9 protein-coding genes are annotated in these 13,028 nt (G+C 40.9%); all 9 read left to right on the top strand.

The genetic code is table 11. The features are described from left to right. Positions 1 to 637 precede the first annotated feature (637 nt). The 9 genes from ACJJIV_RS14800 to ACJJIV_RS14760 all read left to right on the top strand — a co-directional run bounded on the left by ACJJIV_RS14800 (position 638) and on the right by ACJJIV_RS14760 (position 13,023). Positions 638 to 1,231 (top strand): helix-turn-helix transcriptional regulator, encoded by a 594-nt coding sequence (locus ACJJIV_RS14800; RefSeq protein WP_444889471.1) that lies wholly within the window; start codon positions 638 to 640, stop codon positions 1,229 to 1,231. Next, a complete protein-coding gene (locus ACJJIV_RS14795) occupies positions 1,228 to 1,656 on the top strand; it encodes a CsgE family curli-type amyloid fiber assembly protein (RefSeq protein ID WP_444889470.1) in 429 nt (142 codons plus the stop codon). Before ACJJIV_RS14800 ends, ACJJIV_RS14795 begins: the two co-directional genes overlap by 4 nt. Further along, positions 1,656 to 2,075, top strand: a complete 420-nt coding sequence (locus ACJJIV_RS14790) for a curli assembly protein CsgF (RefSeq protein WP_444889469.1) — start codon at positions 1,656 to 1,658, stop codon at positions 2,073 to 2,075. Before ACJJIV_RS14795 ends, ACJJIV_RS14790 begins: the two co-directional genes overlap by 1 nt. Positions 2,076 to 2,105: 30 nt before the next feature. Next, complete coding sequence (locus tag ACJJIV_RS14785; RefSeq protein WP_252083224.1) at positions 2,106 to 2,978, top strand: CsgG/HfaB family protein; 873 nt, start codon at positions 2,106 to 2,108, stop codon at positions 2,976 to 2,978. A gap of 42 nt (positions 2,979 to 3,020) precedes the next feature. Further along, positions 3,021 to 3,572, top strand: a complete 552-nt coding sequence (locus ACJJIV_RS14780) for a hypothetical protein (protein WP_252083225.1) — start codon at positions 3,021 to 3,023, stop codon at positions 3,570 to 3,572. 692 nt (positions 3,573 to 4,264) lie between these two features. Further along, positions 4,265 to 5,677 carry a beta strand repeat-containing protein gene (locus tag ACJJIV_RS14775; RefSeq protein ID WP_444889468.1) on the top strand — a complete coding sequence of 471 codons (1,413 nt, stop codon included), beginning with the start codon at positions 4,265 to 4,267 and terminating at the stop codon, positions 5,675 to 5,677. A 2,109-nt stretch (positions 5,678 to 7,786) separates the two neighbouring features. After that, positions 7,787 to 8,806 carry a hypothetical protein gene (locus ACJJIV_RS14770; RefSeq protein WP_444889467.1) on the top strand — a complete coding sequence of 340 codons (1,020 nt, stop codon included), beginning with the start codon at positions 7,787 to 7,789 and terminating at the stop codon, positions 8,804 to 8,806. A gap of 1,945 nt (positions 8,807 to 10,751) precedes the next feature. Continuing rightward, the gene (locus ACJJIV_RS14765) at positions 10,752 to 11,642 is read left to right on the top strand and encodes a hypothetical protein (RefSeq protein ID WP_444889466.1); all 891 of its coding nucleotides are present in this window, start codon (positions 10,752 to 10,754) and stop codon (positions 11,640 to 11,642) included. Between the two features lie 502 nt (positions 11,643 to 12,144). Next, positions 12,145 to 13,023 carry a hypothetical protein gene (locus tag ACJJIV_RS14760; RefSeq protein WP_444889465.1) on the top strand — a complete coding sequence of 293 codons (879 nt, stop codon included), beginning with the start codon at positions 12,145 to 12,147 and terminating at the stop codon, positions 13,021 to 13,023. Positions 13,024 to 13,028 lie beyond the last annotated feature (5 nt).

The raw sequence follows: 13,028 nt of genomic DNA, 5'->3' as shown, positions 1-13,028 counted from the left end.
CATCCCAGCATCACTACTCACAATATCCCTCCTGGAAACACCATAATCCAGAGCTCATACCAGCACTTTCCCGCCCGTCAAAAACCCCCAACCTCATCTAAAGACTACATCAGTGACATATTCCACAGGTCACTTAAAAAACAATCACTAAGTAACTACCCTCATACGTATATTTTAACTTCAGAGTTAAATTTGCCATATATTCACAAGCAAGCCTTAGAAAGAAAGAATCTTAGAAATCAACGCTAGCACCCAACTGACTATTCCTAACCAACAACCCCCTGCCAACTTTCCCATTCAAAATAGAGACAAACTCAAAAACAAAAAGCAAAACTTAATCAATCACATAAAATTCAACCAATAAAAATTACTGACGACATCATTCACTGCTCCCTTACCGTGAAACAAAAACAGGCATCATATTTTCCAGAACACCTTACACCCACGACTACACTCCAAACTAAATTCTCACGAAATGAGTTATTTTCCCTAAACAAAGAGGTACTTAGCGTTAACAGCAATATTTTTTTGAGGTCTTCAAAGATCAACCAGGAAACTTAAACGACAGGAGTCGACAACGGATTCCGCTCTTCGAATTGAGAGGATTCCATTTGTTTCAAGGAGAGGTACGAGGTATATGCCGGTTCTTTTTTTTAGCAATTCCGGCCTTCAGGGCGATCTTTTATTTTCACTGTTTTCTCAGTCTATTCCCATGCCATGGGAAAAAGCCTGTATAGGAAAGCAAAGGCACTGTTTACAACACTACGAGGCGATAATTATTGATTGCTGGCAGATTGGAACAAACAGCTACTCTAAGGATTTTCTTTCTGACTTAAAGAAAATCAGACACTCAAAAGCAATTCTTATTAACTTTCCTGCTAACTTACCAACCCACATCTCAGAAAAACTGCGGCAAAGTGGTTTTTATTTGTTGTGTGATAATAACATTAGCCAGGAAAAACTTATTCAAAGACTCAGTACAGCCATTCATAGCTGTGAAAGCAGTCACGCTGATAATTCGCAATCCCCCCTTCCTCTCACTCGTAGAGAACAGGAAATCCTAGGGCAACTAACAACGGGAGAACCCAATAGCGTCATCGCTACGAAACTACACCTGAGCGAACACACCGTTAAAAATCACATGTATAACATTTTTCGGAAAATCGGCGTGAAGAATCGCTTACAAGCTAGCAACTGGGCAAAACTCAATCTCCAGGAAGAGAGAATATGAGATTAACCCCGCTGATTTTCATTCTTCTCACAACTGTAGGCTTTGCTCAGGATGACACCAGAGTTCCTCCTGCAGACACTGACTCAGGAAGACTTGAGGATGAAATCAGCGGGTTTAATATCGACAGAACAATTACCCGAACAGGCCACGACTTTGCCAGATACCTTAGTGAATATAGAAATCTGAATTATCCCGATGCCACTTACAATTTAACAGTTTACGAGCGACCCTCAGCTCGTTGGGGAAACTTAATATGGGTTACCTACAACGACAAAATTGTATTTCGACGATTTATCAGCCCAAGTACCAACAATATTCATCGCCTTGCAGACGAAGCAGCCCAATATATTCATCAAGCGGTCCTAAAGGATCGCGTGAGCAGTGCCCTAATAGATAATTTTGATTTGGGAAAGGACGAATTCTAATGAACAAAAATCACCTTGTTTATCCAGCTAGCCTGGCAGCTGCCCTATTCTCGTGTAGCTCTGTGATCGCGACTGAATTAATTTATGAGCCAGTAAACCCGAATTTTGGCGGCAATCCTCTTAATGGAACCTACTTGCTGCAAAGCGCGCAATCTCAGGATAGCCACGAAGACCCCGACAAGCATGACAGTCTCTACGAACAACCAAGTGCCCTGGATCGCTTTACTGACTCATTGGAAACAAGACTACTCAATCAACTGCTAACGGATGTCGGTGACGGCAATAGTGGTGAGTTAATTACCGACGATTTTATCGTACAGATTGTCGATAACGATGGCGTTCTTACGGTACTAATCACAGACAGAAGTACTGGGGACAAAAGTGAGATCGTTGTCAGTGGTCTCAATCCCACAAATTAGATAAGAATCAACACTGAAGGAAAACTGGCAATGCGCAATGCAATAACAAAAGCCTTAGCCTTGCCCGCACTGGCGTTTACTCTCACACTAAGCGGATGCTCAGCATTTAAAAGCCTTGGTGATGCCCTATTTGGCCCTGGGCGGACTGATGCCATGCTGACTCCACGAATGAATACCTATCGGGATTTGGTAAATCTTCCTGAACCTAAAGGGAAGATATTGGCTGCTGTATATAGTTTCCGCGATCAAACCGGACAATACAAGCCAGCACCAAACAGCAGCTTCTCTACTGCGGTTACTCAGGGTGGAGCCGCTATGTTGACCGATGTACTCAATGAATCCGGTTGGTTTATCGCATTGGAGCGTGAAGGCTTACAAAACCTTTTAACCGAGCGAAAAATTATACGTGCCGGGCTCAGCAAACCCGATGCTCCAGCCAATAATAATATTCCTCTACCAACTCTAATTGCAGCTAACGTACTGCTTGAAGGCGGAATTGTCGCCTACGATCAAAATATTCAAACCGGTGGTGCCGGAGCAAGATACTTTGGCATCGGTGCCAATGAGCAATACCGCGTCGATCAGGTGACGGTCAATCTAAGAGCAATCGATATACGCTCGGGCAGAATATTGCACTCTGTATTGACATCAAAAACTGTTTACTCCAAAGCAATCAGTGCCGATGTATTTCGTTATGTTAAATTCCGACGCTTACTGGAGTTGGAAGCCGGGGTAACATATAACGAGCCAGCACAACTTGCTATGCTTTCAGCTATGGAATCTGCGGTGATTCACTTGATCAGTGAGGGGATTGTGCATAATTCTTGGGCCTTAGCGAATCCCGATGAAATTAACAATCCCATACTGCAATACTATTTAAACGACAGCACCGTTATTATGTGACGGTGAACTGGGATCAGGCAGTACAACGAAGTAGAGTAAATTATGTTTGGCAGTCAGAAAAATCACCTCTTATTCCTTCCAATAGTCATCGGATTGTGTACCGGGGGATATACAAAAAGTTGTACAGCGTCTGATTTGGATGCCAGCAGTGAACTCGCTTTAAGCAGCGAATTGAGCACAGCTAACCTTCTATCAGTCTCCAATCTCACAGTAATCAACCAAGAAGGTGGCGTGAACAATGTTAACGTACGGCAATCGGGCCGAACCAATTATACTTCTGCTCACCAAGATGGTAATAGAAACAGTCTTTCTGTAACACAGGCAGGAGAGAATAATATTGTACTTTCACGTCAAATAGGTGAACAAAACCTGAGCGGATTAATCCAGGTGGGCTATGAAAATCTGATTAATATAGAGCAATATGGTACAGCTAACTCCGCAGGTATATCCCAATTCGGCACACAAAACAGTGCTCAAGTGGAAGAAATTGGCATGCTACACAAAGTTAATATCTATCAAAGTGGCCATGGCCTACATACTTCTGTAACTGTAATAGGCACCGCGACCACTACCTCTATCCGCCAATTTGACTGAAATTACGCAACTCTGAGCCCCCTTAAACCTAACATCTCAAATATCTGTCAGAATTAGCAGCCTGACAGATTCCCATAAAAACATCTTAACAACAAAAGTAATGCTAAAGAATAACAACCTATTTTTCTTATTAAATTCTTCAACCTTGTGATCCAGAGCAATCTAGCTGCGTAAAAACATAAGTAGTGGCCATTTGAGCAGAAAATCCCTTTATGAAAACTGATGTTATTTGAGAGCCAAATCACACATTAAAAATAAAGCCACAACAAAAGAACTATATTCCTATCTATTAGTGACTTATGTCCTATAGCGTACCTTCGCTTTACAGACAAAACTCAATACATATCTGATCAAATGTTGTTTTACACCTCTTGGACATTTTGTCATGCAGACTTTAGGTTGTTTAGAGATCAATTTCTCAAAGCCAAACTGGCCCTCTCTCAAGAGTGGTCCCCAATGCAGTATCTGGGAGACAACACGCCTCCACAGTGACAGAAAATCTGTTAAGCAAACCTAGTAAATTAGTAAATTGAAGTACTAATTTCTGATTTATTGTTTCAGCCAGAATTCTACGATGCAGCTATTCCAGGAGTTTAGGAAACCTGTATTGTGAATCCATGACATCTGGAAGATGTCAGTAATTCCAGTACTGTGTGTGCTGGATCAAAACGTCAAGAGTAAAGGAGTATCGCATGAAGGCGTTAACCCCCATCGCAGCCGCTATTCTACTCAGCGCCAGTGGTGCTGTTTTAGCATCAGGTAATATCACCCATCAATCTCAAACTGGCATTGGCAATAGCGCCACGTCAACGCAAATAGGACCGGGCAACGATAACAATTATGTAAATCAAACTCAAAACGGATTCTTTAACGACTCTGATGCAACGCAGACTGGTGGCAGCCAAAGTAATAATATCCACCACAATCAAACTGGAACTGGCAACAGTGCATCATCCACTCAAACCGGCGGGCTTCAAAATTCAGCTTCAGTTGTTCAGCAAGGTAGTGGAAACGTCGGTATTACTTCACAAGCCGCCCCAGCATTTATGTCAGAAGCATCTATTAATCAGGCTGGGGAAGCAAACTTTGGCTTTATATCGCAAACCGCTTCAGTAAATGATAAAGCAGCAATTAACCAAGTAGGTGATGCGAACTTTGCCACAGTCACTCAATTTCTGAGTTCTAATAATCATGCTACAGCAAACCAGTTTGGCACGGCAAATATTGCAACAATGACCCAATTTCTCGGGGATCACAATACTGCTGTTGCGAATCAAGTTGGCACCGTGAACATTGCCACCCATACCCAAACCGGTTCATCAAATAACTCAACATCTACGCAAATAGGAACCTTAAATGGTGCTTTGCATCTCCAAGGCGGTAATAATAATTCTATATTGACTACGCAAGCTGGCACACTAAATGGTACGGCAGTTGCTCAGGATGGTGCCTTCAACGGTGTAATTACTACACAAGTAGGTACACTAAATGGTTCCGCCGTTTTTCAGGATGGCGCCTTCAATGGTGTAGCAAATACGCAAATCGGCTTGCTTAATGGCACTGCCGTTCTTCAGGATGGCGCTTTCAATTTGGTGTCAAACGTGCAAGCAGGCATACTAAATGGCTCCGCCGTTCTTCAGGATGGCGCTTTCAACGCCGTATCAACCATACAAACCGGCATTTTAAATGGCTCTGCTGTTCTTCAAGATGGCGCTTTAAACGCCGTATCAACTATACAAACCGGTATTTTAAATGGCTCTGCTGTTCTTCAGGATGGCGCTTTCAACGCCGTATCAACTGTGCAATCAGGCATACTAAATGGTTCCGCCGTTTTTCAGGATGGCGCTCTCAACTTAGTATCAACCGTGCAAACCGGTATTTTGAATGGCTCCGCCGTTCTTCAAGATGGCATTGGTCATACCTCACTGACTGACCAAAACGGTTTATTGAACGCCTCTCTGCAGGCACAATTTGGTTCCGGCCATCATGCGTCAACCACGCAGACTGGTATCGCCAACTTCCACTCCACAGCTCAATTTGGCTCTAATGAAATGGCTTTAGCTATTCAAAATGGAGTAGGAAACGTCGGCACCATTTTGCAGTAGTAACTACTGTAGTTCCTTAGAGAGAAAATATCATTTGGCGGTCATTATTTGATCGCCTTTTTTATTAAAGAAAAGTAACAAAGAATATTCTTAAATATCTATAAGATAACAGCCTTAACAAGAATATTTAAAAGATAAAAAACGATTGTAGCACTACAAGCACGGAACTCCAAATAAACTGACTCCCATTAATTTACTGATGAAAATAACATACTTTCTTCTCAGCTTATCAATACTTACAACCTATGACAGCTTCTTTTTTTTCTACAAAACTTTAACTAAGGCAAAGTTGATATTCACGAGGCCGCCATGCCTAAAAAAGAAATTTACAACTTACCCCCCTAATAATCACTTCAATTTAATACCTCAGGAGTTTTCCATTTAAGGAAAAAGTTAATCCTCAATAATTTTAATTTCTCCTAAACATTTCATCCGAAAAATCGTTTTTAGCCAAACCTGACTCCCCAAAGGAGCAACAGGTAAACAGGCACACCTCAATCGCTGCTGGCGTAATTATTGCCATCACTAACAGTGGAGCCATAGCTGACACCTACATCCTTTTCCAGAAGGGCACTGGAAATATGTCAACAGGTATCGATAGAAATCCCCCAGAAGCAGACGGCCATGTTAGACAAGTTCAAATTGGTGATAATAACTCCGCATATACCTTACAAGATAAAAGTATGGACAACTTGTCGATCAAACAGACACAACATGGCAACAATAATACTGGTAGATCAATTCATAATTCCCTTTTTTGATTCTGTTATTACCCAGACTGGTGATAATAATTACTCTGAAAGCGTACAACGATAAAGCGCTAACTCATCCACTGAAATTACTCAAAGTTGTTTTGGAACTCAAGATATATTTATTTTTCAATTTGGAGCTTCAAAAAGTACTAAAGTAGTACCCCAAAAAGGTGGCCCCAACCAAGCTACGGTTAACCAATTAGGTTTTAATGCAAACTCTATTACTATCAGCCAAGAAGGATTGGATTTTGGGAATTATGTTATAGCCGCATTTCAGTCAGCAGTTAACTTTAACTCTATAGAAGCAATTCAAAGAGGCAGCTCCAATCTAACTGCGGCCTCTCAGATATTTTCGCCTGGCGACAAATCTATTGTCCACCAGAAAGGCAGAAATAATGATGCTAAAATTTCACATGTGGGAGGTAAAAATAACTTTAGCAAAATAATACAACTACCGGATGGCAATAAAGCAGGTTAAATCGCTCATAACAGGGCCACCTCTAACTAGACTGGCCTTCCATATTCTAATTAAGAAGAATAAAGGAACACTCATAAACTCTAAATAATTTCATTTTCCACAGACAGACCTGGCAACCAATCACTAAAAAAGATAAGCAAGCTAAAAATAAATACAACCCTCCAAGAGAACAGAGCCACCCCCTATTGGATATACCAAAAAACACCCCCCATTTAACTCTCGATAAAGAAAATTTTTCCTGCCCATCTCTGGATTTTTCAGACAATACCAGAGCTATAAAACTATAGCAGCAAAATAATTACCTAACACCTAAGATCATAAATCATAATGGAAAATTAAATTACAATCAAAACAGAGTAGTAGTCTGACCTTATTTTTTTGTCACTTTAATTTATTCTGATTCACGATTAAACACGTAAAGAATGAGCAATCACCCAAGCTTAAACACTTACTGAGAATAATCTCTTACATTCCCCACAGATCATAATTTAAAATGTGTCACGCATGTAAATTACAGATAATTTTTAAAATCAAGAAAAATCTGACCATAGACCTACGATAATGGCAGTTGAACCCTCCTATCTATTAGAAACACACTTTCTTCCCAATCTATAGAGAATTTTATCCTATAGCAGTTTTTCTTATTCACTACAAAACTCTACTCAGCATCAAGCTGATATTCATATTTAAGAGGTAGAAATGCTTCACCAGAGGATCCAAGGAGGCCTGGCGTCTCTTTTAATTTTTTGGGGTGGATATCTTGAAGAACTTCTCCTACACCAGGAAAAACAATGTTCACTTGCTTTCGATGCTGTTTAGATATTTTCTTTAGTAAAAAATTGTTTTCTAGCAGAACTTGATATCTCTAAGGAGTAACCAATGAAAAAGTACACCCCAATTGCCACAGGAATTTTCTTGGCAATTGCCGCCGGTGGCGCCTTATCCCAGACAGTTATCGTCAATCAAATGGGTAATGGAAATAGCGCACTTCCGGCTGTAGATGCCACTGTTACTGGTAGTGTTATTCTTATTAATCAGAATGGCGACTTTAATTCCTCTGTCCCTCAACAGCAGAGTAACACCGATAGTAGCATGATTAGTCACACTCAAGTCGGAGACTCAAATAGTGCTGCATCATTACAAGATGGGGCCTCAGGTTCATTCGCTTTCATCACCCAAACCTCTCACAGTAACAGTGCCACTACGAATCAATGGTCAACAAACGGCTCATCCGCAGCAATTTCGCAGAGTGGGTGGGGCGGCCAGATGGCATGGATCAATCAGAATAGCGTCAACTCAAACTTTGCCACAATAAACCAAACTAAAAACTCAAATACTGCTACAGTTTGGCAGTTTAACGGAACAGGAAACGTTACTACTGTTAACCAGGAAGGGCATTTCATAGGAAACAATGAAATGCAAACAACACAAGCGAGTGGCGATTATAACACTATTGATGCCACTCAGGTTGGCAATGCCCAAACTGGATTCGTTTCACAGATCGGAGGATCAGGAAATCACTCCTTCTCTTACCAGTTTGGCAAATATAATGAACTAAATGTTGCACAGTCAGGAGATGACAACCACAGTCATGTCGAGCAATACTGGGAGTCTAACCTAGCTGTACATTTTCAGTCTGGCGACGACAACCACGCTTTTACAGAACAATTAACTCAAGACAATATTGCTCAAACAGTTCAAACTGGTGACATGAATGTGTCCAGCATATCTCAGCTTGGCGGTAACATGAATCAATACTATATCACCCAGACTGGAGACTCTAACGAATTCTATGCAACACAGAACGGAAGCTCAAACTTTATTTCTGTAGTACAAAATGGCGGCTTGATAATGGGAGTAAACCAAATTGGTAACAATAATTCCTTTATCTTCCCTTAGAACTATCATTTAAAGCCTTAAACAAGCTGACCCATATTGGGTCAGCTTTTAATTTACTGAAAAAATTTATAACGCGAAATACTAGTCTTTACGTAAGACAAACACCAAACATTAAGAACCCCAATCTTCCACATAAAAACCATACGCCACTAAGTACAACTTATAATGAAATAAAATCAGGAGCTAAACACAAACACTCACTTTTATCGCAGAAACTTGCGATTTCACTTGAGGCCTATTAAACCAATCAACCTGCTCACAACAATTAAAAATTCTACAACCAATCTAACAGTTACACTTTATTTCTGATAATAGGTGTAATAGGTAAGGGAGGGCTCAGCTGATAGAGTCGGCATCTTTCCTGGCCAAGATAAAGACACTGATTAACTACTACCAATTGAGTGAGAACGAACGATGCCAGATTTACAGACTGAGAATAGTCGCACACTCTCAGAAAGGGATTGCAGAATTACTGGTGAGGTATCCCTCATTGAGAGATCTAAAGATGTATATAATACAGGATTGCAAATGTATGCTGAACGACCCAGGATAGAATATGATCTTTAGCTGGGAAATCTGCTTTCAACATAAGGAAATTGAAGTTATTGCTTAAAATCGAGAGATGTGCCCTACTCTAAAGCTAATACAAATTATTTTTCATTATAAAGATGACAATTTTTTTATAGCCATATTGTAAGTCACCTCTCCCACAATTTGGATTTGATGTCTCTTAGGAGTAATCCATCAAGAAATATACTTCGATTAAAGCTAGAGTATTAATAGCCTTTGTACTGATATCAAACAATGTCTTTCTCAATCAGAATGGTCGATTTTGTTAATCTTCTTATCAACAGATAAATCACAGTAACAATAGCGTTATCAGTCATAGACAGACAATGTAAATAAGGCAGAACCCTTACAGGATAATGCTCTCAATTCTTTTAGCGTAATTCGCCAAATAGACAATATGAATGAAACAGCCACAAGAAAAATATCCGCCAACAATTCAGCAGCTGAAATTTTTCAGAGTGGCTTTGCGCCGCAGTTAGCAACGATAAATCAAACTAACATCAACTTAAGCTATGCAACCATAACTCAAAGTAAAGGTTCCAACATTTCTCGCATAAATCAGACTGACGGAAACACAAACTAAGCAGCTATCACCCATACAGGAGGTGCTCTTGGAGGAACTACCTTAGCCGCTATACAGTTTATCAGTAATTTAAATACTATCAACGCCACCCAATACGGCGGCACGAGCAGCGTATTAATTTTTCAAATTGTAGATCCAGGTAATACCTCTCACTCTAATCAAAAACGCTGTAAAACCAAATTCACGTTGTTCAATCTGGAAACAAAAATGTAAGTGACAACACATTATTCGGAGAATAATATTATGACTATCAATAAAATAGGAAATATCAACCGCTCCATTACCAATCAGCAGATCATAGATAATTATGCTGCAACTGATCAATCTAGCAATATTAACATGTTAACCATATCCCAGTCCGGTAGTAACATGGATATGGCGCTTGCAACTCAAATCGTTAGCAGTACTACAATTGATACGACACAGACTGTGAGGTTCAAACCTTATTTCTACAGCACAATAAACTAACGACAATAACATAGCCTCCTCTCAAATTGATGACGCCAATGTCTTTATGCTTGCTCTATAGGATAAGCTAAAATTTAGCCTCATTTGAGCCAGCCTTAAAGGCGACATCAAACTCATTTCACTCTGCTTTTTTTACAAGTCTAACCCCCCCTCCTTCTTTAAAGCAATACTCACAAATCAAAGCTCCCTACGCCAACAGCCATTTTTCCATACCAGCTAGGCTAAAGTTAAAACAACAAGCTATTAATTTCAAAATGGTGAATGCATAGCTCGTCCAGAAATACACTGAACCAAAATGGATAAAGCAGTAAACAGGAGTTGAAAGTGAGCAAGTTTCCTATTGCATCGCTCGCATTACTGATATCTTACAGCGGACTAACATATGCAGCAGAGAATTCATCCACACTCGATCAAATTGGTAATATCAATCATGCCGTGATTGATCAATCAGATAATAGCGCCACCGATAACCATGTGAAAATCTCCCAGAATGGCAGCCTAAATAATACAAAGTCTGTTCAAACTGATGTAATCGACAGCTTAATACACCAAGTTCAAGAAGGTAAATTAAATCATGCCTACAGCCTACAGATGGATGGATCTAGAAATGAAACTCTGATCTACCAGTCAGGCATGGACAACCGCTCTAATACTTATCAGATTGCCACTAAAAACAACCAAGCTACTCTCCGTCAAAATGGCGCTGGGAACGAAGCCGAAATTCAACAACACCTTGGAAGTGACAACATTTCTGTTATAGAGCAAATCGGTACTGTTCACGGCGCTATGGTTGGACAGTATGCGAGCTTCAACTCAGAAGCCCGTATATTCCAGGATGGCTCTCATCACAAGGCAATTATCAAGCAAGAAGGGGTGAGACATTACGCCACTATTTCTCAAACAGGAATATCTCACCATGCTGAAATAACTCAAGCCGATATGCATAATGAGGCCGATATCATCCAAAGGGGTGAAACCAATAACACTACAATTGTTCAGGTCTCCTGGTATAACAGCGCATACGTCACTCAAGATGGCTATATGAACCAGGCGACAATTATGCAATCTGGAGGCGGGGCTATGGGTGGTGGACACTTGGCTATTGTCAATCAATCAGGCGGCATGAATGAGGCCACAGTTATCCAGAATGGATTCTCTGGGTCAGTAAATATTACCCAAACCGGTTACGGCAATACCGCCGTAGTAAACCAGTAGATATTGTTTCCCCCATTATACCAAAGACTTTTATCGGTCTTTGGTATTTTTGAACCCATGCTCGCTGCAGAGTATTCTTTTTTACTAGCCTCTACAGGCTTTATTCTTTAAATTAAATACCTTACTCAGGAAAGTCTTTTTATTTTATCGCTTTCCTGGCTAAAACTAACCTCCTAAACAATTAATACTTCTATCCTATGGTTTTTCTAAGCTACTGAAGCAACAATAATAAAGACGGAACGAACTTATGGACTCCTAAGCAGTAACAGGGATGCCAACCAGAATGAAACAGCTATTTCCTATCTTTGATTTCCCTTCGATTCTACCTTTTTGTACAGGCACTTACAGCGAGTGTATATCTGAGTAATTTATAGTATTGCCGCTAATCACAGTCTAGCGACTTACTGCAAAATACTCGGGTGAATTATTCTGTGCGCCCGCTCAGCCGGTAAATGCTGAACCCAAAATACGATGCTCTTTTCAAGTAGTAATGGAGATACTCATGAAGACTTTAACCCCAATCGCTGCCGCTATTGCTTTCGTGATCAGTGGTGCAGCCATGGCCGATGACAATACCGCTTACCAGGATCAACATGGTATGGGTCACCTGGGTTATATCGATCAAGCCGGCCCAGGTAGTCATCACAATTATGTTAAACAGGAGCAACACGGGGGATACAATACGGCCGTTAGTATTCAGGAGCATGAACATCACAGTACGGTTCTTCAGCATCAGGAGGGCTACAGCAATTACGCCAATGCCTACCAAAAAGGGGGGGCAGGCAATACAGCTATGAGCGAGCAAATGGGCATCGACAATAGCAGCCTAACCTTCCAGTTTGATGAATACGACAGTTTCTCCTACCATTTCCAGGATGGCCATGGAAATAAAGCAAGAACTTACCAACTGTCTGGCAGCGGTAACCATGCCACCATTCTACAAAATAGCGACTATAGCTATGCTTCTGTAACTCAGGTAAATAGCTATGACAGTGAAGCCATGGTCTCACAGGCTGGCGAAATGAATCATGCTGATACCTTCCAAACAGGTAAATCTCACAGGACTCACCTTATTCAGGCAGGGGGCGGTCACAACGATCTTGATTCTCGTCAAATCGGCTATGGCCATGAAGCCCATATGTACCAAGATGGTTGGAACAACGAAGGGGATATTTCTCAAGCCGGCAGCCACCACTTCGGTAAAACCATCCAAGTAGGCTACAGCAATGATGTCTACGTGGGGCAAATAGGTGAAAAGCACCACGCCGAAGTCGCCCAGTACGGTACTAGTAACAACAGTCTTGTTGCTCAATTTGGCCACAATGAAACCGCCAAGGTTCTTCAGTATGGCCAAAACAACAACAGTTTCGTTCGCCAGTAAAACTG

Source organism: Microbulbifer mixtoriginis (SeqCode), assembly GCF_052466765.1.
The sequence above is the reverse complement of the archived record's forward strand: the minus strand, read 5'-3'. Positions and strand labels throughout refer to the sequence as shown.

What these genes read in the sequence shown, in the direction of transcription:
- ACJJIV_RS14800 (WP_444889471.1), top strand. Translation starts at nt 638, where the DNA reads ATGCCGGTTCTTTTTTTTAGCAATTCCGGCCTTCAGGGCGATCTTTTA.
- ACJJIV_RS14795 (WP_444889470.1), top strand. Translation starts at nt 1,228, where the DNA reads ATGAGATTAACCCCGCTGATTTTCATTCTTCTCACAACTGTAGGCTTT.
- ACJJIV_RS14790 (WP_444889469.1), top strand. Translation starts at nt 1,656, where the DNA reads ATGAACAAAAATCACCTTGTTTATCCAGCTAGCCTGGCAGCTGCCCTA.
- ACJJIV_RS14785 (WP_252083224.1), top strand. Translation starts at nt 2,106, where the DNA reads ATGCGCAATGCAATAACAAAAGCCTTAGCCTTGCCCGCACTGGCGTTT.
- ACJJIV_RS14780 (WP_252083225.1), top strand. Translation starts at nt 3,021, where the DNA reads ATGTTTGGCAGTCAGAAAAATCACCTCTTATTCCTTCCAATAGTCATC.
- ACJJIV_RS14775 (WP_444889468.1), top strand. Translation starts at nt 4,265, where the DNA reads ATGAAGGCGTTAACCCCCATCGCAGCCGCTATTCTACTCAGCGCCAGT.
- ACJJIV_RS14770 (WP_444889467.1), top strand. Translation starts at nt 7,787, where the DNA reads ATGAAAAAGTACACCCCAATTGCCACAGGAATTTTCTTGGCAATTGCC.
- ACJJIV_RS14760 (WP_444889465.1), top strand. Translation starts at nt 12,145, where the DNA reads ATGAAGACTTTAACCCCAATCGCTGCCGCTATTGCTTTCGTGATCAGT.